Annotated in this window: 22 protein-coding genes, 6 pseudogenes and 1 other annotated feature; of the genes and pseudogenes, 9 read left to right on the top strand and 19 right to left on the bottom strand. The window is 37.1% G+C overall.

The annotated features are described in order from the left end of the window. The first annotated feature begins 1 nt into the window (after position 1). Together J502_RS17125 and J502_RS08155 are read left to right on the top strand one after the other, a co-directional pair. On the top strand, positions 2-394 hold the full coding sequence (locus J502_RS17125) for an OprD family porin (RefSeq protein WP_228127341.1): 393 nt from the start codon (positions 2-4) through the stop codon (positions 392-394). Further along, positions 376-1,209, top strand: coding sequence for an OprD family outer membrane porin (locus J502_RS08155; RefSeq protein WP_005015362.1), 834 nt, complete (start codon positions 376-378; stop codon positions 1,207-1,209). Before J502_RS17125 ends, J502_RS08155 begins: the two co-directional genes overlap by 19 nt. Before the next feature lie 963 nt (positions 1,210-2,172). Here J502_RS08155 and J502_RS17120 read toward each other — a convergent pair. The 5 genes and pseudogenes from J502_RS17120 to J502_RS08135 all read right to left on the bottom strand — a co-directional run. Next, a pseudogene (locus tag J502_RS17120) lies at positions 2,173-2,284 on the bottom strand (Fic family protein); the annotation flags it as partial. A 51-nt stretch (positions 2,285-2,335) separates the two neighbouring features. After that, positions 2,336-2,608 carry a hypothetical protein gene (locus J502_RS16940; protein WP_005015366.1) on the bottom strand — a complete coding sequence of 91 codons (273 nt, stop codon included), beginning with the start codon at positions 2,606-2,608 and terminating at the stop codon, positions 2,336-2,338. Then, positions 2,605-2,754 (bottom strand): annotated as a pseudogene (locus J502_RS17285) (HNH endonuclease); the annotation flags it as partial. The gene J502_RS16940 and the pseudogene J502_RS17285, both read right to left, overlap by 4 nt. A 681-nt stretch (positions 2,755-3,435) precedes the next feature. Beyond that, positions 3,436-4,995, bottom strand: a complete 1,560-nt coding sequence (locus J502_RS08140) for a sensor domain-containing diguanylate cyclase (RefSeq protein WP_005015367.1) — start codon at positions 4,993-4,995, stop codon at positions 3,436-3,438. A gap of 100 nt (positions 4,996-5,095) precedes the next feature. Next, entirely contained in the window at positions 5,096-7,645 is a 2,550-nt protein-coding gene (locus J502_RS08135; protein WP_005015369.1) for a bifunctional diguanylate cyclase/phosphodiesterase, read from the bottom strand. Between the two features lie 328 nt (positions 7,646-7,973). On the opposite strand from J502_RS08135, the pseudogene J502_RS16550 reads away from it, so the two are divergent. Together J502_RS16550 and J502_RS08120 are read left to right on the top strand one after the other, a co-directional pair. Then, a pseudogene (locus tag J502_RS16550) lies at positions 7,974-9,028 on the top strand (IS3 family transposase). Positions 9,029-9,307: 279 nt separating this feature from the next. Further along, positions 9,308-9,739 (top strand): PPC domain-containing protein, encoded by a 432-nt coding sequence (locus tag J502_RS08120; protein WP_005015390.1) that lies wholly within the window; start codon positions 9,308-9,310, stop codon positions 9,737-9,739. A 417-nt stretch (positions 9,740-10,156) separates the two neighbouring features. Here J502_RS08120 and J502_RS08115 read toward each other — a convergent pair whose 3' ends face one another. Then, the gene (locus tag J502_RS08115; RefSeq protein ID WP_005015392.1) at positions 10,157-10,795 is read right to left on the bottom strand and encodes a glutathione S-transferase family protein; all 639 of its coding nucleotides are present in this window, start codon (positions 10,793-10,795) and stop codon (positions 10,157-10,159) included. Between the two features lie 16 nt (positions 10,796-10,811). After that, positions 10,812-11,831 carry an NADPH-dependent curcumin/dihydrocurcumin reductase gene (gene curA, locus J502_RS08110; RefSeq protein ID WP_005015397.1) on the bottom strand — a complete coding sequence of 340 codons (1,020 nt, stop codon included), beginning with the start codon at positions 11,829-11,831 and terminating at the stop codon, positions 10,812-10,814. A 143-nt stretch (positions 11,832-11,974) separates the two neighbouring features. Here curA and J502_RS08105 point away from each other — a divergent pair, with 143 nt between their 5' ends. Next, a complete protein-coding gene (locus J502_RS08105) occupies positions 11,975-12,583 on the top strand; it encodes a TetR/AcrR family transcriptional regulator (RefSeq protein WP_004281836.1) in 609 nt (202 codons plus the stop codon). A 106-nt stretch (positions 12,584-12,689) separates the two neighbouring features. Then, positions 12,690-12,920 (top strand): hypothetical protein, encoded by a 231-nt coding sequence (locus tag J502_RS08100; RefSeq protein WP_005015399.1) that lies wholly within the window; start codon positions 12,690-12,692, stop codon positions 12,918-12,920. Positions 12,921-13,003: 83 nt separating this feature from the next. Here J502_RS08100 and J502_RS08095 read toward each other — a convergent pair whose 3' ends face one another. The 3 genes from J502_RS08095 to J502_RS08085 form a co-directional block, all read right to left on the bottom strand. Next, complete coding sequence (locus J502_RS08095; RefSeq protein WP_005015400.1) at positions 13,004-14,131, bottom strand: alkene reductase; 1,128 nt, start codon at positions 14,129-14,131, stop codon at positions 13,004-13,006. 203 nt (positions 14,132-14,334) lie between these two features. Further along, positions 14,335-15,012, bottom strand: a complete 678-nt coding sequence (locus tag J502_RS08090; protein WP_005015403.1) for a type 1 glutamine amidotransferase domain-containing protein — start codon at positions 15,010-15,012, stop codon at positions 14,335-14,337. A 75-nt stretch (positions 15,013-15,087) separates the two neighbouring features. Beyond that, entirely contained in the window at positions 15,088-16,245 is a 1,158-nt protein-coding gene (locus J502_RS08085; RefSeq protein ID WP_005015408.1) for an iron-containing alcohol dehydrogenase, read from the bottom strand. Positions 16,246-16,430: 185 nt separating this feature from the next. On the opposite strand from J502_RS08085, the pseudogene J502_RS17110 reads away from it, so the two are divergent. Continuing rightward, positions 16,431-16,765, top strand: a pseudogene (locus J502_RS17110) (IS3 family transposase); the annotation flags it as partial. An 85-nt stretch (positions 16,766-16,850) separates the two neighbouring features. Here the strand turns inward: J502_RS17110 and J502_RS08080 are convergent. The 9 genes and pseudogenes from J502_RS08080 to J502_RS08035 form a co-directional block, all read right to left on the bottom strand. After that, a complete protein-coding gene (locus tag J502_RS08080; protein ID WP_005015410.1) occupies positions 16,851-17,153 on the bottom strand; it encodes a putative quinol monooxygenase in 303 nt (100 codons plus the stop codon). A gap of 333 nt (positions 17,154-17,486) precedes the next feature. Continuing rightward, positions 17,487-18,317: an S-formylglutathione hydrolase gene (fghA, locus tag J502_RS08075; RefSeq protein WP_004682262.1), complete on the bottom strand. Its 831-nt coding sequence runs from the start codon at positions 18,315-18,317 to the stop codon at positions 17,487-17,489. Positions 18,318-18,544: 227 nt separating this feature from the next. Further along, positions 18,545-19,657, bottom strand: coding sequence for an S-(hydroxymethyl)glutathione dehydrogenase/class III alcohol dehydrogenase (locus J502_RS08070; protein ID WP_000842149.1), 1,113 nt, complete (start codon positions 19,655-19,657; stop codon positions 18,545-18,547). Positions 19,658-19,678: 21 nt separating this feature from the next. Further along, positions 19,679-19,954 (bottom strand): metal/formaldehyde-sensitive transcriptional repressor, encoded by a 276-nt coding sequence (locus J502_RS08065; protein WP_001133624.1) that lies wholly within the window; start codon positions 19,952-19,954, stop codon positions 19,679-19,681. Between the two features lie 430 nt (positions 19,955-20,384). Then, positions 20,385-20,606 (bottom strand): annotated as a pseudogene (locus J502_RS08060) (IS1 family transposase); the annotation flags it as partial. Between the two features lie 13 nt (positions 20,607-20,619). Continuing rightward, a pseudogene (locus J502_RS08055) lies at positions 20,620-21,533 on the bottom strand (IS3 family transposase); the annotation flags it as partial. After that, positions 21,142-21,258, bottom strand: a sequence feature (AL1L pseudoknot). (Overlaps the previous pseudogene by 117 nt.) Before the next feature lie 312 nt (positions 21,534-21,845). Next, a complete protein-coding gene (locus J502_RS08045) occupies positions 21,846-22,127 on the bottom strand; it encodes a hypothetical protein (protein ID WP_005015419.1) in 282 nt (93 codons plus the stop codon). An 864-nt stretch (positions 22,128-22,991) separates the two neighbouring features. Continuing rightward, positions 22,992-24,317, bottom strand: coding sequence for an ISNCY family transposase (locus J502_RS08040; protein ID WP_081403951.1), 1,326 nt, complete (start codon positions 24,315-24,317; stop codon positions 22,992-22,994). 437 nt (positions 24,318-24,754) lie between these two features. Then, complete coding sequence (locus J502_RS08035) at positions 24,755-25,216, bottom strand: DIP1984 family protein (RefSeq protein ID WP_004733111.1); 462 nt, start codon at positions 25,214-25,216, stop codon at positions 24,755-24,757. 292 nt (positions 25,217-25,508) lie between these two features. Between J502_RS08035 and J502_RS08030 the strand changes: the two genes are divergently transcribed. Both J502_RS08030 and J502_RS08025 read left to right on the top strand, forming a co-directional pair. After that, entirely contained in the window at positions 25,509-25,622 is a 114-nt protein-coding gene (locus J502_RS08030) for a DUF8583 domain-containing protein (protein ID WP_005015433.1), read from the top strand. Between the two features lie 41 nt (positions 25,623-25,663). Further along, complete coding sequence (locus J502_RS08025; protein WP_005015434.1) at positions 25,664-25,852, top strand: YqaE/Pmp3 family membrane protein; 189 nt, start codon at positions 25,664-25,666, stop codon at positions 25,850-25,852. Positions 25,853-26,041 lie beyond the last annotated feature (189 nt).

Below are 26,041 nucleotides of genomic sequence, written 5' to 3'. Positions count from 1 at the left end.
CATGAAGAGAAACATAATGGCTGTGCCATTGCTTATAGCAATGGCAGCAGTGGTGAACTGCGCCTATGCAAAAGAGATGAGCATTGATGTCACGTTAAAAAACTTATACGCAGATCGGGATTTTGATGACGCTACCAAACCCTCAGTCGGGAGTTGGAGTCAAGGCATTATCGCCCGTGCCAAGGGGGAGCATGAACTAACACAAGATTTTGCTTTAACGTTTACAGGTTCCGTTCAATACGCGCAACGTTTAAGTGATGATAAGCATCTCAATGATATGATTTTACCGTTTGATCCTGTTACAAAGGAGCAGGCTTCAAATTACAATAAAATTGCAGGTTCGATTGGAGCGAAGTATAAGCAGCATCAGTTAAGTTGGGGGAACAATGGGTAGACACGCCTCTCGCAACAACAGATTACAGTCGACAATTGATTACAATTTATCAAGGTTTATTATATTCAGGCCAGTTGAATGAGCAGGTAAAACTGGATGTGGGCTATTTAGATAAATACTCGCCACGAAATGAAGAAGAGTTTAGAAAACTTTCTGTCAATAAAAAAGAATCTGATGGCTTAACTTATATTGATTTAAAGCATAAAGCTTTTGATCGTAAATTACAGACTCAAATCTTTGTGAGTGAATTAGAAGATTTATATAATCAATATTCTATCGGTCTAGACTATAAAAATAGTATTGACCAATTTCGGTTGAATACTAAATTTAGGTATTATTATACAGAAGAAACAGGTGATGAACTACTTGGTTATATTGATAACCAGTACTTTGGCTTGATGCAAGAATTTGGTTATGGGCCAAATACTATTGGTTTAGGTCTCCAAAAAATTCAAGGGAAGAGTAATTTCCCGATGTTAGATGGTGCTGTTCCAGTTTTAAGTTATGTCAATTGGACTCAGGGAACTTTTAATAAAGCAAATGAACTTTCCTATCATTTCACTTTTAATCATGATGCCAGTTGGTTAGTTCCAGGTTTAAACCTATTGGCACGCTATGTTGATGGACAAAACTATGCAATTAATGGCCAAAAAGGATATGACGAAAGTGAGTTTGATTTTATTGCGAACTATAGAATTACTGAGGGTAAATTAAAAGGGTTAGGTTTTCAGTGGCTGAATTTGAATTATAAAAATGATATTCAAGGTGATTACACAGAGAATAGATTTTTTACGACATACTCTTTTAAATTTTAAGCTACGAAAAATTATTATTTCAAGTTCCAATATACTTTCTTTGAGAAATATATAAATCGGGCTTTTAGCCCGATTATTTCGTAAGAGAAAAATTTGCTATCGAATTAAAACTATTAAATTAAAAAACTATTTCTCAGTATCGCTCGATTATGACACCTCTTGCTTTGGGAGATTGTCGAGGATCTTTCACAATCAGAAAAGCACGAAGCAATAGTCTTATTCTGCGATTTAGAAATAGGAGATAAATAGCCGGTCATCGCAAGTCTGAATAAATAATATCGACAACGTTTAGAGAAATCTTTCATCGCACTATTCATCGAGGGACAAGTACATAGGGAATTCAATATCAAAGCTTCAGCCCTTGAAATGGCTCAAAGTTTTTTAGCTGGTTACTACGATTTACGCACCCTAAACAAAAACATTTCAAATAAAACTCTCCTAGAAGATGTAGTGAATAGCCTTTTAGTCAACTTATAACTACATCACCAGTAAAAAAGAAATAATAATTTTTAATTTTGTAATGATCGTTAAAGAAATAACAATACCGTCGTAGCGAAGAGTTTAAGATATGGGTTTATTGAGTTACTCCCCCATTAAGTTGAATGATTTTTTTGTAGATATTGTTTCAGCATTGCAAATGTTAATTCGCCAAAATGGCGTTCCACCAATTGAGGTGGCGTCAATTGAACTCAAAACCCAAAACATTAATTCTTAAGACATTTCATTGAATAAAAAAATTCATTGACCCAATTTTGACCCACATCAGATTTAGTGTATTGAATCACTTATAAATCTTGTTCACATCCCAATGCACGGATTTGAAATGGAGTAGGGCATTATAGCAGAACTCTATATTTGAAAATAATTACAATTTTATATCATTTTAATTATTTTCTTATAGTACAAATAATCACCTTAACCCCATTATAACTCAATTTTTACTTTGTATTTTTGCTTAGGACTCTAAGGCTTATCAGAAAGAATGCGTTCAACCACACCTGCTTCTACTACCGGAGTTAAATAATTTTTTTTGGAAAGTTGCTCGGTGGGACAAATCTAAAAGAGCCATCAGCTCTAGCTTGGGCAAATGCCTTCTTTTTTTGCTGTTAAAGCCATATGCACTCCTTTAACATATTTGCGAAATGGAAAATTTTTTATACGTCAGTGGGGGAGTCCGAGGGCAAAAGGTTTTGAACTTTTGACCGCCCCCCTGCCTGCTGGTTTTTATGCACCATTTTGATGCATTTTCATTGGAATAATTATCCACAAAATCATCTAGTTCCATCACACGTTCTCGTAAAGCTTCTCGAGCATCGTTTAGCAAGCGTTGATCAAACTGTATACCTCGCACAAAGTTAGCCGCTGATTCAATTTGCTCTAGTAGTTCTTCATGACTCACTGCCAACTCTCCTTTAAGGTTTTATCTTTGTGGCACGGCGGACACAACGATTGCAGGTTAGATTCATCATCGGTAACACTCTAAGCAACATTAACAATATGCTCTAGTTCTAGTTGTGTGGTAATAAGGCGGGAATGCTGGCAAGTCTAGTATATGGCATCAAGTCTGCTCTGCAATCGTTGTAGCTTTGGCATGGTTACTGATTCATATACTCATGGCTGTTTGGCTCTTCCTGCTCTTCGAGTGTTAACAATAATTCGTTGTTCAGGTTCGTCTGCACTTGCAGGTGATTGTTCTGTTTTACCACCTTTGTTGGTAAGGTAAGTAATTACTTTTGTGATGGATTCTATCGACTGCTCATACATTGCCTTTAGTTTCTGTCGACGTTCTTCACATGATTTACATGACATGATTAATCACCATTTAAATTGGTTTCGATGTTGTGAATCTTACGGCGCTGGTCACGAATGAAATAAGCCCTCCATCAACCAAGTGTTGTGGCATATCCTTTAGATGAATCATTGATGCGCCGTTTATGTTTTGCTCATAATGCTCTTTGTGTCATTTTGCTTCAACTTGATCCATGGCGGATACCAAAAAAAACCTAAAACTGCCGAAACAATAATCTTTTCCATGCCCCCGTGTAATATGAAATACGACGCACTAAATTAAAATATAGGCGGATTATAGGCTTTTTTTTATCTTGTAAAAAATGCAGTATAAAATTCATCCAATTATTAGTAGACCTCATACCCAAGTTACTACTAAATCTGACCAACTTAGAGTAGATTTAACGGTGAAATACTTTCTCAATAAAATCATATAAATTATAATCTTACACAGTTTCGTCCACTGTTTTTAGCCTCATAAAGATTCTTATCAGCCAGAATAAATACTTCTGAAATATCTTCAGAAGCTTCAGGCCAAGAAGCGATACCTATAGAGACTGTAATCGATCCAACCTTTTCTATCGATTGCGCTTCCACTTCTCTTCTAAATCTTTCAGCACTTTCATAAACGTCTTGCTGGCTAACATCAGGTACAATAACAATAAATTCTTCACCACCATAGCGACAACAAACATCATCTTTCCGAAAGTTCTTTTGCATCATTTCTGCAATATTTTTCAGTACTAAATCACCTTCAGCATGTCCATATGTATCATTTACTCTCTTGAAGAAATCTATATCTATTAATAATATTGAAAAGGGGATTTTCAAAGCTATTTTCTGATCTATAGACAAATGCATCCCTCTACGATTCATCAAACCAGTAAGAGGATCCGTATTAATGAAATAATCCATCTCAGTCATTTTTTTTGAAAAGTGATGAACACTCAATAAAAGAGCACGTTTAAATTTAACGATTTCATAATACCATGGGTTAATATTTTTAATTTCCCTACTTGCTTCAGGCTGATATAAAGAGCTTGCCATATTTGCAAGCTTATGCAGAGGAGATGCTATAAAAAAAGAACACTTCCAAACAACATAAAAAATTAGTAAATAAAATATAAAGATTCCCGCTGATACTTTATAAATAATCGAATTCGCTTGTTTTAATAATTGCTTTGTGGGTTGCTGGGAGACAATTATCCAATTCGTCGTTTTTACATGTGAGAATCCAGCAAGATTATCAACACCTCTACTGTTGATAAGACGAATTTTCCCTGAATTTTGTTTTTTTATATAATCTAAACCAGTGTTATTTTTGATTATCTCACCGATTCTTTCATGATCAGGATGAAATATAATTTTATCATTTTTATCAATTACATACATGTAACTTTTTCGATATGTTTCATTCGTTGATAAAAGTTGATTAATTACATTTTTTTCTTTTAAATATATCGCAGATCCAACAAACCCTCTGTAGCGCTTTTTTTCATCGAATATCGGATATGAAATAAAAACAATCATATTCTTTTTAACAGAAAGATATGGCGATGATATATATGGTTTTTTTTCCTTTATTGAATTACTAATTCCTAACGTAGTTTGTACTTTATTTTTATCAATATTCAATATATTTGGTGAATAATTAATCAATCTACCCTCTGAATCACTGACAACCACGCTATTGTAGTAATCAGATTGCATTTTTAATCTCTGTACTTCTGTTTCTCGGATCTCATTATCATCAAATTTTTTCCCTAAAATCTTTGCGCTGTATCCAAGTTCGATCAGTATATTCTTAAAGTGATTATCTATAATTATTGCAATCTTGTTTGCGTGTTCGGAATTAAGTGCTAATGAATTATTTATAAGCTGATTTCTTACTATATAATAGCTAATTACTGAGCTAATAATAAAAAGACTTAATACCGAAAAAATCGCTAAAAAAAGTATTAATTTTCTTAAATTTAAATTAATTTTAAATATTTCCATTTTTAATTAATTAGCCACAATTTATTAGTTCTATTACACTTTTAACATAGAATTAAAGTTACAATTAGATTTTTATTACAATTTACAAAGATTAATTACGTTAACTTAAACTTTCCAACGGCAAAAATTTCGAATTCAAGTCACTTATTGGGGCAGGCCGTGCATAAAAATAGCCTTGAAATAAATCACAATCTTGTTGATAGAGCAGACTAGCTTGTTCTAGTGTTTCAACACCTTCCGCTACGACCTCTAAATTCAGCTGATGGGCTAGAAAAATTATCGACCGAACAATTGCAGCATCTTGAACACTAATTGTCAGATTCACAATAAAACTTCGATCCAGTTTGATTTGAGTAATCGGTAGTAGTCGTAGATAGCTAAGGCTCGAATAACCAGTGCCGAAGTCATCAATGACCACATGCACTCCTAAAGCACGAATTGATTTTAGAATTTCAATTGCCCTGTCCGCACCACTAATAATAACGCCTTCGGTAATTTCAATTTTAAGCAGCTCAGCTGGTAATTGACTTATTTTTAGCGCTTTTTGGAGTTCCTCAAGAAATCCAGCACGTCCAAACTGCAAAGGAGAAATATTAACTGAAACTGTGAGCTGACTATCATGCGCCTTATTCCATTTAGCGATATCTAAACATGCTGTTTCTAAAACCCACTGTCCAATATTTACAATTTGTCCTGTTCTTTCAGCTAAAGGAATAAAAAAATCTGGAAAAATATAACCCCGTTCGGGATGATACCAACGAATCAGCGCTTCTACTCCCTGAACCACGCCTGTTAATGGTTTGATTAACGGTTGATAGAATAGTGTAAACTGCTTCTTTTTTACTGCTTCCATAAGTTCTAAACGCAGATGAGCATAATCTAAATTGGGTGAAATTTTATTGCTTTCTTCATAACAATGCCAAGTATTACGGCCTTGTCTCTTTGCTTCTCTCATAGCCAAAGTAGACCGATATAAAAGCTCTGAAGCACATTGTATAAAACTGTTATTTATGACGATACCTATACTTGCGCTTAGATGGAGTGTATGGTCATCGACTTGAAACGGCTCTGAAATCAAATCAAGAATGTTTGCAGCTCTTGTGGTTATTTTTTTATGATCATGTTGGCCTTTGATCAATAATACAAATTCATCTTCGGCATACCTACTCAAAACCTCATCAGGTTTTAAAAAATCTTTTAGTCGGCTCGCTATATTTTTAATAACTTTATTACCAACGTAGTAACCTAAACTATCATTCATCGAACTAAAGTCATCAAGATCAATATAAAGTAAAGTTAGAAGCTTTTGTTTTTCGAAAGTTTGCTCTAGGACTTTTTCAAAATTTATTTGATTCAGTAAGCCTGTTAATTGATCGTGAGTATTTTGATATTCAATATATTCTTCATGGATACGTTGCTGAGTAATGTCTTCCTGAATTCCAAGAAAATGAGTACATTTGCCATCTTGATCCAAAATTGGCCCCAACATTAATCTATTCCAGAACCAGCTCCCATCCCTACAATAATTTTTTAACGTTATCTGAACATCTTTCTGCTCCTTTACCGCTTGCTTAAACAAAGCAAGCTGCTCTAGATTAGTATCTCGGCCCTGTAAAAAATTATAATTACGACCTATGACTTCCTCTTCTGTATAACCAACTTGTTTAAGAAAAGCAGGATTAACAAAGCTGATCACCATGTTTTCAGAGGCATCCGTGATAAACATCCCACTCGGACTTGCATCAACTCCACGCTTTAAAAGACGTAAGCTCTCCTTATTTTTCCGATTTACACTAATGTCACGTGCTATCGTAAATACACCTGTAACCTTTTGATTTTGAATTATTGGTAAATTGATAATATCAAGCCATATAATTTTCTCTATCACATTGTAAACGGGAATTTCATAATGTTGAGATTTCCCCAGTAGAGCAGATTTAAATGCAGCATCAACTAATTCATGATATTCATCTGGTATTAATGTCCAATAGTGTTTCCCCTGTATTTGCTCTTGTGAAAAACCCGTAATTTCACGACAAGCAATATTGGTATTAAGAACGTATCCTTGCAGATCAAGTTCAAGAATTACATCTGGATGATAATTGTAAAAAGAACTATATTTTTCATTTATGGCTATTTTTTGTTGGCGTTCATCATCAAGCTCAATCGCTAATGCAACTAAAGAGGCGGCCTGTTCTAAAAGACGAATATTATGTTTCGTCGGTTTTTTGGGAGTTCGGTAATAAGTCCCAAAAGTTCCATATAAAATATTTCTTGCATTAATAATAGGCATAGACCAGCAACTTGAAAGCTGCTCTGCCTTTACTAATGCACGATAAGCTGCCCAATTCGGATCTTCCATCAGATCCTGACTAATGACCAACTTACGTAAAAATGCAGCTGTTCCACAAGCACCGCGCTGAGGACCAATTTTTAAATTATTGACGGCTTTACAGTATTGATTTGAGAAATGTTGTTTACCACTGATAAGCTTTAAAGTTTGGTCATGTTCAGAATAAAGCATGATCGTAACTAAGGCATCTGGAATATGGGATTCAAGCCACCCAGAAATTGCATTTAGAATGGGTTCTAATTCAGCGTGCTGCCCTATAAGACTAAAAATATGATACGTATCATAACTCTCTCTCATTTGCTCCTACCCTCGCTTAACCTCTATTCAATCCTTGGTCTATTCTTGGCTTCATTATTATAAAAGTTTGTATATTTTCCATTTATGACTGCTCCCTTAACAAGAAACATTAGTCTTTCCTTATGACTATAACATTTTTATAGAATATCGATTAGGTCTCTTTCATAAGTGAAAAGTAATCTTTTTTATTAAAGTTTATACTTGGCATGGTTGAGCTAGGGAAAGAAATAAGCTTTGTTGTGATGTGGGTCTAGGATTTTAGACCACGCCTATAAGTGATAATCTACTCCCCAATGAGCATGGGAAATGCTTGTTTTTGGAGTCAACCATGACACGAAGAAAAAGTCGTAATCATTCAGCAGAGTTTAAAGTTAAAGTTGCTCTCGCAGCAATTAAAGGCGACCACACACTCGCTGAACTTTCTACTCAATTCGATTTACATCAAAACCAAATAATTGATTGGCAAAATCAACTGCTTGAGCAATCAGTCAATATTTTTTCACGACCAACAGCACAACAAGAACCAGAGATTGACCTCAAAGCTTTACATGCCAAGATAGGACATCAGGCATTGCAAATTGATTTTTTAGAAGGTGCGCTCAGAAAAATAGGGCAGCTGAGCGGCAAAAAATGATCGATAAGACCCATCAACTTTCGGTACGACAACAATCGCAATTGATTCAAATCAATCGCAGTACGTTGTATTACAAGCCCAAAGAGATTTCATCAACTGATTAGAGTTTGATGCGTCTGATCGATGAAATTCATCTCGACTACCCATTTATGGGCAGTCGAATGATACTAGATATGCTACAGCGTCAAGGACATCAAATAGGTCTGCGTAAAGTCCGACATTTAATGCGCTTGATGGGAATACATTCCTTGTATCCAAAACCCAATACCAGTAAGCCTAATCTTGCATACCGTATTTTCCCATATCTTTTGAAAAACATGGTCATAGATCACTCTAATCAAGTCTGGTATACAGATATCACGTACATTCTTATGGCTAAAGGCTTTGTCTATCTGTGTGCAATTATAGATTGGCATAGTCGTAAAGTACTGGCTCATCGTGTATCGATCAGTATGGAAACAGACTTTTGCATAGATGCGTTGCAAGAAGCAATTGTGAAATATGGTTGTCCTGAAGTCTTTAATACAGACCAAGGACGATGAATGGATAATGTGATGATTGAGCGTTTATGGCGCAGCGTGAAGCATGAGGAAGTCTATTTGAAGGCTTACGATACGGTTAAACAAGCGAAACAATCAATTGCTGAATATTTGGATTTTTATAACATGATACATCCTCATTCAAGTTTGAATAAGGCAACACCGAATGAATTTTATGATCAACATTTACTAAAAGTAATGGCAGCATAATTTAAATATTTAGAGCGGATTTATCACTTATAAAACTGAATTGAGTGGTCTAATTAACGGAACCACATTAGATGACCAATTTGTTGTACGGTAAATTTTAGGTGTAGGCTTATTCATCTGAGAATTATATTGCTGAATAAGCCTTAAGAGGTAGATTTATGCAACCAAGCCATGTGTGTATAGAATTTTGGTGACTATTCACATTTCTGTTCCATGATTCATGGTTACTTATTACTTATGTTACTATGTCAGGGGCGATACAAGAATTAAGGTAACCTTATGAAAATAGCGAATACGAAATTACTAGCTGGTGCTTTTATGGCACTAACTTTAACTATGCTTAGCCCTGCCGTACTTGCAAATGATAACAATGATATACGAAAGACTGTTGTAGTTAAGTTTGCAAAAAAAGCTTACTCTGCAAATTATTACGGAAGGATAGATGGATACAAGTATGATTCCTACAAATTTTATGCTAAAAAAGGGCAAAAGTTAAAAGTGAGGTTGACTGGAGGAAATGTTGAAACTTACTTATGGGGTAATCAATTAAAAGACTCCATCAATCTTGGAGAATATTCTCCAGAGCTTGATGATAATGGTATTTATATTTTACCTGCTTCAGGTGAGTATGAAATTAGAGTATTACAACCTAGATCACAGGCAAGAAAAGATAAAAAACCTCAATACTGGATGAGTATTAACATTAAATAAAGACTTGCTAGATTCGTTTAAACTTTTATACAAGGGTTCAAAAACTATTGCCAGTTAAACGGAGCGTGATTTTTACGCATATGTTTTTATGTTATTAAAATGATATAGATTACTTGTTTAATAACCCGAGGAATAATTTAATCTTGCTGTGCGTTAGTCACGTTTCTTTTTTTCAAAAGTTGATTATATCTTTCAACGTAACCGTCGAGATATTCAAACTCTTTTGATAGGAATTTGAAGGGGAAGAATAGGCGAAACTTGTCATAAATAATGGTAATTCCTTATCTTTAAAATAGAGAACGCCCGATGAAATTCATTAGGCGTTTACTTTAAAAAAGTGTCAGCTTATTTTATAACTAGATGTACTTGTCAATGACGATTCTTTTTCTCAATTGCCTTAAAAAAAAAACAATCTTGCTATTTTTGACTTTTCACACCATTTTGTTCAATTTGTACTGCGGCTTGCCAGCTAGGTAGTTGGCTTAAACCTGCTACATAACGTTGGATATGGGGATAATTTCCACCTTGTCCCATATGATAAACTAAAGCATGTAGTCCAAAGCCCATCATAAAGTCAGCACCGGTTAAACGGTCTGCCACTAGAAATTCTTTATCTTTTAAATATTCATTTAAATGGCCAAATACTTTATCGAACTCAACTTGAGTATAATTTTCTAGAAATACCAACTTCGTGCCCTGCTTGGTTTCTATCGCATTAAACGTTTTTAACAAAAATGGCAGCATGGCAGAGCTTTCTGAGAAATGAATCCACTGTAGATAATCGACATAGGTAGGTTCATCCATATCTGGTGCTAAATCCGGCGCAAGTTTCTGAATTAATAACTCAACGATTGCGCCTGACTCTGCAATAACTTTGCCATCCCATTCCAATACTGGAGATTTCCCTAAAGGATGAATGGTTTTTAAAGAGTCAGGGGCCAAATGCGTGTTTGAGTCACGATAATAGCGTTTCAGCTCATAGGGCTGCTTGATTTCTTCAAGTAACCACAAAATGCGAAAAGAACGTGATTGATCTAAATGATGTAGTGTGATCATGATAATTCCTATTTTTTTAGATTTTTACAACCACTTTGCCAAAGTTTTCGCCTTTCAACATACCATTGAAAGCATTGATCGTGTTATCTAAACCTTGCACCATATGCTCTTTATATTTGATTTTTCCGTCTTTCAACCATTCAGACATTTGCTGATAGAATTCCGGATACTGACTGCCATAATCATCAAAAATAATAAAGCCTTGCATGCGAATACGCTTTTTTAAAAGGGTGGAAATAAAGCCCGGTAAACGGTCTGGCCCTTGTGCTTGCTCGGTAGCGTTATACTGGGAAACCACACCACACACCGGTACACGTGCCGCAGAGTTAAGCAATGGCCATACCGCATCAAACACTTTACCCCCCACATTCTCATAATAAATATCAATACCGTTGGGAGCTGCTTGTTGTAATTGCTCTGCAAAATTTTCATCATGATGATTGATACAAGCATCGAAGCCTAGTTCTTCTACAGCATAACGGCATTTTTCAGGCTCACCTGCGATGCCAACCACGCGACAACCTTTAAGTTTGCCAATCTGTCCAACCGTAGCACCAACAGGTCCCGTTGCAGCTGCAACGACTAAAGTTTCACCGGCTTTAGGCTGACCAATGTCCAACAGCCCCATATAAGCAGTAAATCCTGGCATTCCCAAAATACCCAATGCCCAAGATGGATGTTCAGGTTGCATACCTAAGCTTTGACATGCAGTCCCATTAGAAATTGCGTAGCCCTGCCAGCCATTTCCTGAAAGAACCCACTCGCCTTCTTTGAATTTTGGGTTTTTAGAGGCCACCACTTGACTGACTGTTCCACCGACCATCACTTCACCAATTTCAACCGGTGCTGCATATGAAGGAGCATCACTCATGCGACCACGCATATAAGGATCGAGTGACAAGTAAATGGTTTTTAACAATATCTCGCCTTGTTTAAGTTCATTGAGCTCAACTTGCTCAATACGAAAATCGCTGTGTTTTGGCTCACCCACTGGCCGTTTAGCTAAAACGATGCGTTGATTAATAACTGTTTTCACACATATAACTCCATGTTTTATTTAAAAGTATTTCTCTTCATAATCAAAAATTATGATTAAAATTTCTTTACATCCATTGTAGATGAGTTATAATAAAAAACAATACGACTGGTCTATTTTTTATAATAGAGTAAATAATTAATATGAAGCCTACTCCTATTAAAAAGTCTGAAGCGAAGCGCTTACACATTCTTAACACCAGTTCAGACCTGATTTTGCATAAAGGTTTTACTGGCGTAGGATTACAGGAAATTTTACAGAGCTGTGAAATCCCTAAAGGCTCGTTTTATCATTATTTCCAATCCAAGGAAGCTTTCGGATGTGAATTGGTACAGCATTATGTAGATAATTACCAAGTCCGTTTAAATGATGTATGGCGTAGCGATAAATCCCCTTATCAAAAGCTGATTGAGTATTTTAATTTATGGATAGAAGATCCTGAAACACAGTGTGGTTGGGCGGATAGCTGTTTAATTGTGAAACTTGCCGCAGAAGTTGCCGATCTATCTGAAGATATGCGCTCCATTATGTCCGCTGGCGTCGATGATGTAATCCAACGGATTGCTGCTTTAATTGATTTGGGAAAACAGGATCAGTCTATCCAAGCAGATACTGAGGCCTCGACGTTGGCACAAGTACTTTACCAAATGTGGTTAGGTGCAGCATTACTGAGTAAGTTGCAAAAAGATAAAACACCATTACATCAAGCTCTGAGAGCAACTAAATTTCTATTAAAAAGTGAAGATTCATAAAAATTAAATATCAACTACATAATTAACTTTTCATGATAGCAGTCCAATGATTACTTATTCATGTATTGCTATTAGATCGATTTACAATCCATGAGTATAGCGCACAATGAATTCTCCTTCTAAAGCCCTCATGACTCGTATTTTAGTCGAATATTTAGGCTTATATCCCACGCTATTACTGGTACTCACTTTATTAAAGCCAATTACTCAGCATCAAAGTTTCCCGATGATGGTGTTGATTGAAGTCATAGTATTTGTGCCAGTAACGCAACTGATTTCTTTCCCACTGGCAGGTTGGCTCATTACACAGCTAAAAAATTTTAAGAATTTGTTTTAACAAGAAATTGTGCTGGCAACAGCAATCCTAAGCCCTTATTTTGCCAACCACAAAGGTTGGCAAAATAACTCACTTAGTCGAGATTAATCTGCGTAAGCTGGATAATCAATATAGCCTTTTTCCGTCCCACCATACATAGTGCTTGCATCTACTGCATTCAATGGCCAGCCATTGGCGATGCGATCGGGTAAATCTGGATTCGCAATAAATGGGCGTCCAAATGCAATTAAATCGGCCAGTCCTGCCTCTAAAATTCGAGTCCCTCTTTCTGCCGTATATCGACCTGCATAAATAATCCGACCACTGAAAGTGTCTCTGACATCTCTACGAAAATCATGAGGAAGTTCTGGTGCATTATCCCAATCAGCTTCTGCAATCGATAAATAGGCAATCCCAACTTCTTCAAGTATTTTTATGGCTTCAATATAAGTCACATGTGGATCATCTTCAACCAACCCTATGTAAACACGATCTTCCTCTGTACTTTCAAATAGCGGGGCAAAACGCACTCCTAAACGATCTGCACCAACCACCTCAGCAACTGCCTCTACTACTTCACGTAAAAAACGCAAACGATTGTTTAGTGATCCACCATATTCATCTTCACGGTGGTTACTATGTGCAGAGATAAATTGATTCACCAAATAACCATTTGCACAATGAATTTCAACCCCATCAAAACCAGCAGCCAAGGCATTGCGTGCTGCTTGAGCATAGAGTTGCACTAATTCTTTAACTTCTGCATTGCTTAAAGCACGTGGCATTGAAGGATCAGCCAAGGCCCCTGCATTGGGCCCGGTCTCAATAAACACTTTAACGTTACTATCAGCCCTAATAGCCGAGGGTGCGACCGGTGATGCATGATTGGGTTGCAAAGATGTATGTGAAACACGCCCAACATGCCAAAGTTGTGCAAAAATAATGCCTCCTTTAGCATGCACTGCTTCCGTCACTTTACGCCATCCAGCAATCTGTTCAGGGCTGTAAATACCAGGAGTCCAAGCATAGCCTTGACCACGTGGCTCGATTTGCGTACCTTCGGTGACCATAAATCCTGCCCCGGCACGCTGTTGATAATAGGTTGCCATTAATTCATTTGGAATATTCCCTGGCTGAGTACTGCGCGACCGCGTTAATGGTGGCAATACAATATGGTTTCGCAAAACATAAGGGCCTAAGCTTAAGTTTTGAAAAAGTTTGCTGTCTTTCATTTCATTGTATCCAAGTCATCATGACTTAATTGATCTAAATTAAAAAAATACCCTTCCTTCCTGTATATAGAAAAATAAAGGAAGTAAAGCTATTCACTCAGGCCCTTCACCATTAAATGAGGGTTATTTTGCTTATTGCGCCAGTTGCTCAGAGTCAGAAGTTTTATTCACTGCTAAGCACCACAACACACACTAGCTACTCTTTATTTCAACAATTGAAGTAATGCTGTAGCGGTTGCAGCAGAAGAGGCTGGATTTTGTCCAGTAACCAGCAAGCCATCTACTTGAACATATACTTGCCAATCATCCACTTTAGAATAATGACCACCGTTTTGTTTAAGCATGTCTTCGACTAAAAATGGTACAATTTCAGTCAAACCTACAGCGGCCTCCTCAGTATTGGTGAAACCAGTCACTAATTTACCGCTAACTAAAGGCGCTCCATTACTCGCTTTCACATGACGAAGAACACCCGGGGCATGACACACTGCTGCAACAGGTTTGCCAGACTGAATCGCCTGTTCAATCAGAGAAATTGAAATCGGATCTTCTGCTAAATCCCACAATGGGCCATGCCCGCCTGGATAAAACACTGCATCATAATCAGCTACAGAAATTTCGCTAAGTTTATGCGTCTGTGTTAATGCTTGCATTGCAGTTGGATCTGCTTCAAAACGATGAGTGGTTTCAGTTTGAGCATCGGCTAAATTACTTTTCGGATCTAGTGGTGGCTGCCCACCTTGAGGCGACGCCAGCGTAACTTCAGCACCAGAGTCAATAAAGGTGTAATACGGTGCAGCAAGTTCCTCTAACCAAAAACCTGTTTTCTTACCAGTATTGCCAAGTTGATTATGTGAGGTTAAAACGATTAAAATTTTCATGTTATTTCTCCGATAATTTTCATGATTGAGGAGCATTGTTACAGGGTCAGAGCATGCCAGATACGCGCATTTAGCTTAGATGCTCATCTCGAGAATTTGGCGACTGAGCTCTAATGAAACATTTTTATGTTCGCCTAGCTGTGTAAGATTATGTGATTTAAGTTGCGTAATGATGATCTCAATATCTGTCTCCCCCAGTCCATAATCGCTAAGACGAGTCGGCAATCCAAGTTGCTCAAAGAAGGCTCGAGTACGAGCAATAGCAGTATCAATACGTTGTTCTTCATCACCTTCGACAATCTGCCAGACTTGAGCTGCATACTGTAGTAATTTTTCTCGCTTCTCTTGACGACGCACTTGTAGATTGGCCGGCAACACAATGGCCAAGGTACGAGCATGATCAATACCATGTAAAGCCGTGAGCTCATGCCCAATCAAATGGGTTGACCAATCTTGTGGTACACCAGCTCCAATTAGCCCATTCAGTGCCATGCTAGCAGCCCACATCAAATTCGCACGCGTGTCATAATCTGCTGAATCGTCCAAGATTTTCGGTCCAATCTCAATCAGAGTTTGCAATAGACCTTCGGCAAAACGATCTTGTACTTGTGCATTGACAGGGTAAGTTAAGTACTGTTCCATGACATGAACAAATGCATCGACTACGCCATTTGCTAATTGGCGCGTCGGCAAGCTAAAAGTTTTATTCGGATCGAGTACGGAAAATTGCGGAAAAACAAAGGGGCTGCTAAATGACAATTTGGCTTGGGTCGATTTTCTGGTGACTACCCCACCGCTATTCATTTCTGAACCAGTTGCCGGAAGGGTGAGTACACTCGCAAAAGGCAAAGCTTGAGTAATTTTAGTACCATGGGTTTCTAAAATCTCCCATGTATCCCCTGTATAATTGACTGCTGCTGCAATAAATTTAGTACCATCAATTACCGATCCACCACCGACAGCCATCAAGAAATCAATCTTTTGTTCTCGAATCAGCTCTACAGCTTTCATGAGGGTTTCATAACTCGGATTCGGCTCAATTCCGCCAAATTCATGAATTTCTCTTGCACCTAATCCTTCACGCACTTCAGCTAAAGTACCATTCTTACGTGCACTTTCACCGCCAAACAACATTAATACTTTTGCTTCTGTAGGCACATAGTCATTGATTTTAGCTATTGTATCGCCACCAAAAATAATGCGGGTCGGATTATAAAAGTTAAAATTCAGCATATTTTTATCCTAGGATAATCAGTTAATTGATTTGAAAAACCACCGTTATTCATCAAATAAACTTTAAAAAATTGGACAATACTGCGGCTTTTGAATGCACTATTTGCTAACTATACATAAAAATAGACCAGTCGTCTATTTTTTATAAAAAATTATTTCAACTTGGCGACTTGAGTGATGGTTAAACACATTCAGGCTTGTTCTATACCACTTTTATTATTGATGTATTTTCACGAGCGATTGTTGGATGGAAGGTATAAACATGTATGACTATTGACATGGTCGTGAACGCATTGGCTAAAACAGTGAATGGCTCATACAAAATAGCAATGATTGAATATTTTAAAAGCAGATTGGCACGGTTTAGCAGATGTACAAATGCGACAGTAAATTAGATAGATTGGTTCAATATAAAGCATGTAAATAGTTGCATTCGTTTATTTACCCTGCCCTGTTTTGGATATTGACCCATTTAAATGATGAGATTAAGCCAATAAATAAAGTAGCCCAACTTGAATAAAAAGCCTCTGACAAACCTCACAGCGATAAAGTGCTGCCTTTCATTCAAAATTTCAGGCAGCACACTCATACATTTAAGCGTCGGTTTAACCTGGTAGTTTACTCGCCAAAACATCTACTTTCTCAATAGACGGTGGCTCTGAAAATAGATCATCGGCCTGAGCCATCAACGCAGCTGCAACCTTGCCAGATAAATGTGCTTGGCGCCCCGCCTCATCAGGAAATGCATCAAAAATACCAAATGTTGTAGGTCCAAGACGTAAGCCAAACCACGCAACTGTCGCAGGTTCTTCCATTACAATAGGTAAACCGGCTTTAAGGAAAGCTTCCACTTCGTCTTCTTTACCTGGTTTAGCTTCAAGGCGGACATATAAAGCTGTTTTAAGCATGACTAAAACTCCACAATTGATTAGAATTCAAACTGATTCTGACATTGCTAATGTATGCATGTCAGAAAGTTTTGTTGTATAAAAGTTAAAAAAAATCCCATAGCTGAGCCAAAATTTAGGTTTTTATTTCGACATAATGCTATGAATTTATTCAAGTTAATATCATTAACATTTGAATCAAAAAATCAAGATATGAGATGATTAAATTCAATCTTAGTTATATAAGGACCAATTGACTCTACCTTAGATTTATAAGCTGATCTCTTCATCTGGAAATTATATTGCTCAAGAAGCATTCAAGAACAATATTGTACATCCTCATATCTATGAAAGTTATTTAGCTAGGAATTTGCTGTGAAACTCTATATGTTTCTCTATAAAGCTCGCAATGAAGTAATAGCTATGGTCATAGCCTTCTCTTAGGTTAAGTGTAAGAGGATATTCTTGTTCCAAACAAATATCACTAAGAAGCTTAGGCCTTAACTGTTCTTCAAGAAAATCATCAGCTGTTCCCTGATCGACTAAAATAGGTAAATGAACTTCTGCGTTTTTGATTAATTCAATCGCATCATAGCTTTTCCATAAAGTTTCGGTTTCACCTAGGTAGTGTGTAAAAGCCTTTTTCCCCCAAGGTACTTGGCTAGGTGCAACAATTGGTGCAAAAGCAGAAATACTTTTATACAGCTCAGGATTTTTTAACCCAATGACTAATGCACCATGACCACCCATGCTATGACCCATAATACTTTGGACTTGATTGGTCGGAAAATTTAGGTCAATCAGATTTCTGAGCTCTTCCACAATATAATCATACATTTTGAAATGCTGTGACCAGGGTGCTTGTGTTGCATTCACATAGAATCCTGCACCTTGGCCTAAATCATAATCTGCATGATCTGGTACATCCTCTCCACGTGGGCTGGTATCTGGTGCAACAATAATGACTTTATGTTCAGCCGCATACTTTTGTGCTCCGGCTTTAGTAATAAAGTTCTGTTCGTTGCAAGTCAGTCCTGATAACCAATATAAAACTGGCAACCGCTCATCTTTGTCATGAGGTGGCAGATATATTGAGAATTTCATTGAACAGTTTAATGCTGTTGACTGATGGCGATACACTTCTTGCGATCCACCAAAAGAAGCATGTTTCTCAATTATTTCCATAATCAATTACCTATGTTGAGCAAGACTTCATGAGAAATCGAGTAAACAAAGAGTCTGACATTCTCCACAGAGAATAGTGATAAAGAATTAAAATGTAGGCAGGTTTATTGAACCTATACACGATGCCTACACAGATAAATCTGTTTACAGATAATGTACCGTTTTAGAGGATTCCATGCATGTCAATCATGATTCACATGCATGGAAAAGCATAAGGTCTGACGCAATTATTCGTAATGAATTACAGTACGAATTGACTTACCTTCATGCATTAGATCAAAGGCTTCATTGATCTGATCCAAGCCCATCGTATGTGTCACAAATGGTTCTAATTGAATTTTACCTTTCATGGCATCTTCAACCATTCCTGGAAGTTGCGTACGACCTTTTACGCCACCAAAGGCAGAACCTAGCCATTTACGACCAGTAACCAGTTGGAATGGACGGGTAGAGATTTCCTGACCTGCGCCAGCTACACCAATAATTACGGATTGTCCCCAGCCACGGTGTGCACTTTCAAGGGCTGCACGCATCACATTCACGTTACCAATACACTCAAATGAATGATCTACACCCCAGCCAGTCATTTCGACAATTACTTGCTGGATTGGTTTATCGTAGTCTTTAGGATTCAAGAAGTCCGTTGCACCAAATTCTTTTGCCAGCGCAAATTTGTCTGGATTCATGTCAACCACAATAATACGTCCTGCTTTAGCTTGACGTGCGGCTTGTACGACTGCCAGACCAATACCCCCTAAACCAAAAACCGCAACACTATCACCTTCTTGTACTTTAGCCGTGTTGTGTACTGCACCGATACCCGTTGTTACCCCACAACCCAGTAAGCATACATGTTCATGATTGGCTTCAGGATTGATTTTAGCCAATGATACTTCTGCCACTACCGTGTATTCACTGAACGTTGAGCAGCCCATATAGTGATAAATCGGTTGACCATTGTAGGAAAAACGAGTGGTACCATCTGGCATTACCCCTCTACCTTGAGTTTCGCGAACGGAAATACACAAGTTCGATTTTCCAGATTTACAGAATACGCACTCGCCACATTCAGCAGTGTAAAGTGGAATAACATGATCACCTGGTTTGACGCTAGTCACGCCTTCACCAACCTCAACTACAACACCAGCACCTTCATGCCCGAGAATAGCCGGAAAAACACCTTCAGGATCATCGCCAGATAAAGTAAATGCGTCTGTATGACACACACCGGTATGGGAGATCTTAATTAATACTTCACCTTTCTTCGGTGGTGCAACATCAACTTCAACAATTTGAAGAGGTTGACCAGGACCAAACGCAACGGCAGCACGTGACTTCATGGAATAATTCCTTATACAGATCTATTTTAAATATGATTTTAGAATCTTGGCGATTTCAGCCAGTTCTTCTTTTCGTTGTTGTTCTGTGGTTTCACCTGATACTAAAGTGTCCTTTAAATGAACCTCTAACATCTCATTCATTAGACCATTAATAGCACCACGCACAGAGCATATTTGTTGCAGAATCGCACCACATTCCACATTGTCTTCTAGCGCTTTTTCAATCGCTTGTGTCTGACCTTTGATCTTTCTGACGCGTAGAAGAATCTTTTTTTTGTCTTCGACCTGATTAGGCATCAGACCTCCTTATTTTCTAGCATTGATACTATAGTACCCCATAGTATAAAAAAGAACAATATTTTTTATAAACCTTAAAAATTTAGGTAGTTTTCAAAAAGTATGCTGAGATTAAATGAAGTCACTATTGGCTCTGCAACTGGATGCTATAATTAACTTTCCGAATCTTTACAATAGCTTATAAAATTAAACTTCTGACATACTCCCCCCACTTTCGACTAACTCTTTACGAAACATGTTTCTCAGGGATTCTAAAAGCAAAAGCTCTTAGGCGACTTCCTCACGGATTTCGCATGCTTTCTGCTTCACAGAGCGACCTTTACCGCATCTTCCCTCCACAGACAAAGTGGTATGTCCTACCGCTAAAATATTGCGAGAAGCATTAATATCCGTATTTCGCTAAAGCCACACTCAATACTGAACTAATACATCTAATCCGATGCCTTATTTTGCAATTATTTCCTTCAATACCTATAGTGAAAAACTTACCAATACTTTGCTGACAGTCTTTAAATGTAGTGATAAAACTATCCCATTGATTACTTGAAATTCGGGTATAGTGAATACCTAACTGTTTCAACTTTTCCTTCAGTCGTTGGACTATAGCTATATCTCTTTTACCCCAAACATAAGTAACAATTTCTCCTGTTTTTTCAGCACACATCACCTCTGTCGGAATGATGAATCACATTCTTTGGCATGCCTCGATCCTGCAATGCTTGCTCTAATGCATCGAGCACCATATCGGTATTCATTCGTGTAGATACTTTCCATCCAACAATGGCTCGTGAGAACACATCAATCATAAAGGCGGTATACACCCAGCCAGAATTAGTTTGAATATAGGTAAAGTCAGCAACCCACAAGTGATTAGGCTGATCAGCTCTAAAATTCCGTTTCACCAAGTCAGGTGCTCGTTTTTGATCATCTCTACTACATGTGGTTTGTTTGTTCTTACCCCGCCAAACACCCTGTATACCCAGCTTTTGCATCAATCGAACCACAGTACAACGGGCAATCACATAGCCTTCACGTTTCAGTTGTTGCCAGACCTTACGCACACCGTATCGACCTGAACTTTCTTTCCAAATTCGCTTAATCTCCTCAGCATGATGCACATCATGTAAATCTCGTTTCGCTCGATGTTCTGGATTTACTGTGAGATCTAAAGTCCGGTAATAGGTTGAAGGTGCGATCGGTAAAATTCTACAAATCGCCTCGACTCCGTACAGCTCTTTATTATTATGGATAAAATCCACCATTATTTGTGTGGGCGGTCGAGCTCCGCCTGGGCGAAAAAAGCGGCTGCTTTACGTAGAATCTCATTGGCGCGTTGCAGTTCTTTATTTTCGCGTTCGAGTTGTTTGATACGTTCTTGGTCTGAAAGCTGCTGTACTTTAACTGGATTTTGTTTATCTAAATATTTTTGATACCAAACACTTAGTGTTTCAGGAGTACAACCTATCTTGGGAGCAATAGCAGTGATCGCAGCCCAATTCGATGGATAATCTTTTTCAGATTCAATCAATAATTGAACCGCTCTTTCTCTGATTTCAGGGGTATATTTTAATTTTGTCATCGGGATAGTCTCTCAGAATATTGTCTCTCCGACAAACCCGGTACAGTTCAATCGGAGCATAAATTCCCCCCTTTTTAGTATGTGGATTAACTTACTGTTGATGAAAATAAAAAGCCTACTTAATTGCTGCTAATCAAGTAGGCTTTTTAATTCACATTACATTGTTCTAATTGTTAAGTTCTTGGAATGACTAAATTATATCATTAAAAATTTAAATGAAAAGTATAGTAAGTATAAGTAATGTGTATGGAGATGTTTGCCTTAAGTTATTATTTATTAAAGACTTGGTTGGAAAATAATCAAATATAGATTTTACTGCCCTGGAATGTTATCAATGCTGAATTCATTGTCATATTTAGCTTCAACAGATTCAGATAAATTATTAAACATTCGTTGATATTTTTCCGCCATATTGCTCGCCTCTTTTATTTGCTTAGTAGCATCAGCGACAATGAGTAATAGTCTTTGATTGTCTTCCCTTAACTTTTCATTCTCTTGTGTAGTAGCCACGAGTAGTGACCTCAACTCTTCCATAGAAAAAACATTCATGATATTGATCCATTCTTTTCTAAAGAATAAAGCAATTCTGGACATTAAAATAGCTCCCTCAAAAAAACAAAGTATTGCTTTTTTCTTAATAATTAAAAGCCCACTTAATCAAAAGATTAAGTGGGCTAATGTTGCAGTCATTTTCTTCGTCTTACAGGCGTTTCTTTTATTCGCAGACTTAAAGTAGCACTTAAAACTTAACCTAACAATATATAAAATATAGATAAAATGTTTAATTCTGTTAAGCTTAAATAGTCTTGTTTCCGTGAAATAAATTTTAATTTGGAAAAGTCTATTTTTCGATGACATATTTATATTAATTATCTTAAGAGAAGGCTAAGAACAGGGTTACCCCAAGCAAGCAAATATTTGAGTAAGATGTAAAAGATAAATAAAAAAATAGTAAGTCGTTCTACTCTAAAAATCTAATGATTTATCTCTGAATAGACTCACTCAATAAAATTACTTTTAGGATTAAAATCAGGAACAAGTTTTAAGTTAATTATCGGACTAGAACCAAGTTTTCCATAAACCCTATGCGGTGCTTCAACTTTAAATTCCTCAGGACTGCCTTCATACAAAGTTCTAAAATATTCAATTTTATTGTTAAATTTATTTTGACTGGATAGCCTAAATTTTATCCACAGAAATTGGGGATATTTTTGGCCTGGGGAAGACCGAGAATATTGGGGAAATATCAAATTTAATTATTTTTTAACCGATTTTATCGGCGGAATGTATTAAAACTGCTCATAAAAAGCCGACTTGTTTTCAAGTCGGCTTTTCTAGTTTTTTGCGCTACATTAATTTTATCACAATGCATTGATATATAGATGTTTTTTTGAATGCTGTTATGTTAGTGTTATTCCCAAGTAGAAATGTCCTACCTAATAACCAAATAGAAATGTCCTATATGGACATTTCCAAGTCAAGCACAGGATTCAGATTTCGCTGTTGAATTGCTGTTTTCTGTGCACGTCTGCTTGGCATCTTTTGAGAACGATTGCGTTTGTTTTGCTGTTCCAGTTCTTCATGCTGCTGTTGGATATGATTCAGAACAGCACCCAACAGTTTATTCTCAACAATCTCTCGCTGGTTCAGCTGACTTAATTTATCGAAGATGCTGTAATTGATCTTCCGACTTTCATGCATGATGGCCACAGTACCATCCGGGTATTCTAGAAATTCAAGATACTTGCCGATCAACCTCTGATTTTCTTCTGTATTCTCCAAGAGATATACACATTTATCATAAGTAATGGTCAGGCTTTTCGTCACTCTGCGTGGTTCACGCCAGGTAAAAACATCATCTAACTCTTCGGCTGTTTCAGTGACAGTCCGGTGTAGATCCTTGGGATTAAAAGCCATCTTGGCAAATTTACGATTAAATTGCTCAATAAAGCAGGGCAACCACTTATTCGCATCTGCAATCGAATTGATACCTTCCAGGCGCATCTCCTTAATCAGACGATCCTGAAGTGTTCTATTCGCTCGTTCCACACGACCTTTGGCCTGGGGTGAGTTAGCGAAGATGATATCGATTTTGAGGGTACTGAGTACGCGTCCAAACTGGGTAATCCTGATGTCTTTCTTACTGCTTTGATTTACCCTAAACACTGAATGTTTATCGCTGTAAAACGCTAAGGGCTTACCGTGCTGTTCAACATACAGGCGTGTTGAAATCATATAGTCAAAGGTTGATTCTGATTCACAGAAGCGTAAATGCTGCAATTTTCCTGTGGCATCATCAATAAACACCAGTAAACAGCATTTAGCTGCACGTCCTTCAAACCAGTCATGATGTGAGCCATCAATTTGGATCAGTTCACCATAACAATCCCGGTTATATCGAGGCTGATACGGGCGTTTCAGGCGCTTGGCGCGAGGAATCCATAAATCGGCTGCAATCATCCAGGAACGCAGGGTTTCTACTGAACGATCGAATCCATGCACGGTGGTGAGCTTTTCATGCGCTAAAGTGGGTCCGAAACCATAAAGTTGATCTGAAACAATATTGAGGCACTTGAGTCTGATCTCTTCAGGAAGTTTAGAATTGCTGGTTTGGCCACGACCGGCATGGGCTAATGCAGTGGGACCTTGAGCTTTGTATTTTTGCAGTAAGCGTCTGATCTGACGTTCTGAAATATGCAGTAGCTGAGCAGCTTGGGATTGAGTTATGCGTTGATCACAGATTTCCTGCAAGATCGACAATCGTTTAAGTTCTTTATCCGACATAGACACCAACATATCAAACCGTCCGCTAAGGAAATTGCAAAAGTGCATATTCTAAAAGCGGACATTTTTACTTTGGAGAAACCGGACATTTCTATTTTGGGCTTACAATAATTTTCAAAGTCTATCTTTCAACTCTTTATGCAACAAAGCCGAACTGAATTAAAAATAGAAATGTAGTTGAGCTGATGCTTGCTCATTTCTTTATTTTTAGTAATTGAGGTGAACATACTGTCAGTACATGGTAGTTATAAGTAACGTGTAACTTTGTTCGCACAAAGATTTGAATTATGCCAAGTGATGGATTGATTTGTACTTAAAATTTTAAGCTTATCCACTTGCTTTGCAAGCCACTACACTTTATTTACAATCCTATGTTGTGGAAGTAAGGGATCTTGTACTCGCCCAGTATGTTCAACTTGATTATATCTAAAGGACTATTAGGCTTCAATCAAATCAATTTTCCAATTATTCGACTGAATTAACACATTTAAATCACGTAATTTAAGACTAATATCATCAGCTTGTTTTTGTAGTGATGAAACTGGAATAACTTTATGCCACTTTATTTCCCGCGTACTATAACGATCAGATTCACGAGATGTATTACTTATTGCTGCAGTTAGGGTTTTGTGCTGTTCTACAAATTCATCACGCAAAGACAATAAAGCAAGTAGAGAACGGCCATCATTTAATTTTGTTAAAGCATTAGTTTCATGAATTGCATAACTTAATTTTTGAAATTCTTGAATTAAAGAAAATACTTGTTTTAATAGTTCATTTGGATCTTCAGATGGTTTATCACCATCTTGTACCAATACATTTGCATTGATACGTTGTTTTAATGAAATAATTTTTTTTTGTTGATCACTTCGAAGTAAGAGAGCTTCTGCTAATTTCATTTTTCACCTATTAACCAATTAGAATTAAGTTTTAAGCAGCTAAGTAATTTTACAAATACTATATCCTCATTCTTTAAAGATCAAAAAAATTGCTTTTTTATCTAACTAAAAGGTGTCTACAAAATCGGTAGCTATTCAGTATGGCCGACTCACTAAGATAGACAAGCTATTTACCTTTCGCGAAGAATAATCAAAGGCGGTATAGATATGGCTAATCAAGATGATGATAAAAATGCATCAAATCGTGGATTTTCTCAGTGATACTAGACGCAAGATTTTAATCGGATCCTGCATGTTGAAAATTACCGGAGATGATGAAAAGGCTAGAGCCAAATTAATTACACAAATGGATAAGTATTTAACAGAAGAACGTGATCGAAAATTGTTTAATTTACCCCTTCAATGAAAATTAATTCACCTGAAATAACGTATCAGTAGGACCGTAATATGAGACTTTTGGTTGCTTTAATTTTTCCCTGGCTGCTGTTTTTTACGATAGGTCGTCCATTTGCAGGAATGATTTGTTTATTTCTTCAGATTACGATTTTAGGGTGGATTCCGGCCGCAATCTGGGCTGTATATACTTTATCGCAGTATAAGACAGATAAAAAGATCAGGAAAGCATTGCTCTACTAATTTCTGTGAAGAGGAAAATTAACTATTTTTTTCTTTTTAGACCTGAGACTTTCTCCAAATTGACCACACTTTTAATTGTGGTTTTTTATTTTTACCTAGCCTAAAGATATCATTTAGAAAAGAACTCATTCTTTATGAATTATAGTAATAATGATGGAACATAATGATATTGCTTAATAATGAGTATAA

The organism is Acinetobacter sp. 1294596, assembly GCF_000582925.1.
GTDB classification, from domain to species: Bacteria; Pseudomonadota; Gammaproteobacteria; order Pseudomonadales; family Moraxellaceae; genus Acinetobacter; species Acinetobacter radioresistens.
This window is presented reverse-complemented; position numbering and strand designations above follow the sequence as displayed.

Excerpts from the sequence above, each read along its gene's own strand:
- J502_RS08080 (WP_005015410.1), bottom strand. The coding sequence starts at position 17,153 with ATGCTTAAAACAGCTTTATATGTCCGCCTTGAAGCTAAACCAGGTAAA.
- J502_RS08135 (WP_005015369.1), bottom strand. The coding sequence starts at position 7,645 with ATGAGAGAGAGTTATGATACGTATCATATTTTTAGTCTTATAGGGCAG.
- fghA (WP_004682262.1), bottom strand. The coding sequence starts at position 18,317 with ATGGAAATAATTGAGAAACATGCTTCTTTTGGTGGATCGCAAGAAGTG.
- J502_RS08040 (WP_081403951.1), bottom strand. The coding sequence starts at position 24,317 with ATGTCGGATAAAGAACTTAAACGATTGTCGATCTTGCAGGAAATCTGT.
- J502_RS08090 (WP_005015403.1), bottom strand. The coding sequence starts at position 15,012 with ATGAAAATTTTAATCGTTTTAACCTCACATAATCAACTTGGCAATACT.
- J502_RS08045 (WP_005015419.1), bottom strand. The coding sequence starts at position 22,127 with ATGTCCAGAATTGCTTTATTCTTTAGAAAAGAATGGATCAATATCATG.
- J502_RS08140 (WP_005015367.1), bottom strand. The coding sequence starts at position 4,995 with ATGGAAATATTTAAAATTAATTTAAATTTAAGAAAATTAATACTTTTT.
- J502_RS08105 (WP_004281836.1), top strand. The coding sequence starts at position 11,975 with ATGAAGCCTACTCCTATTAAAAAGTCTGAAGCGAAGCGCTTACACATT.
- J502_RS08100 (WP_005015399.1), top strand. The coding sequence starts at position 12,690 with ATGAATTCTCCTTCTAAAGCCCTCATGACTCGTATTTTAGTCGAATAT.
- J502_RS08025 (WP_005015434.1), top strand. The coding sequence starts at position 25,664 with ATGAGACTTTTGGTTGCTTTAATTTTTCCCTGGCTGCTGTTTTTTACG.
- J502_RS08030 (WP_005015433.1), top strand. The coding sequence starts at position 25,509 with ATGTTGAAAATTACCGGAGATGATGAAAAGGCTAGAGCCAAATTAATT.
- J502_RS08115 (WP_005015392.1), bottom strand. The coding sequence starts at position 10,795 with ATGATCACACTACATCATTTAGATCAATCACGTTCTTTTCGCATTTTG.
- J502_RS08120 (WP_005015390.1), top strand. The coding sequence starts at position 9,308 with ATGAAAATAGCGAATACGAAATTACTAGCTGGTGCTTTTATGGCACTA.
- J502_RS08035 (WP_004733111.1), bottom strand. The coding sequence starts at position 25,216 with ATGAAATTAGCAGAAGCTCTCTTACTTCGAAGTGATCAACAAAAAAAA.
- J502_RS08095 (WP_005015400.1), bottom strand. The coding sequence starts at position 14,131 with ATGAAAGACAGCAAACTTTTTCAAAACTTAAGCTTAGGCCCTTATGTT.
- J502_RS08065 (WP_001133624.1), bottom strand. The coding sequence starts at position 19,954 with ATGCCTAATCAGGTCGAAGACAAAAAAAAGATTCTTCTACGCGTCAGA.
- J502_RS08085 (WP_005015408.1), bottom strand. The coding sequence starts at position 16,245 with ATGCTGAATTTTAACTTTTATAATCCGACCCGCATTATTTTTGGTGGC.
- J502_RS17125 (WP_228127341.1), top strand. The coding sequence starts at position 2 with ATGAAGAGAAACATAATGGCTGTGCCATTGCTTATAGCAATGGCAGCA.
- J502_RS08070 (WP_000842149.1), bottom strand. The coding sequence starts at position 19,657 with ATGAAGTCACGTGCTGCCGTTGCGTTTGGTCCTGGTCAACCTCTTCAA.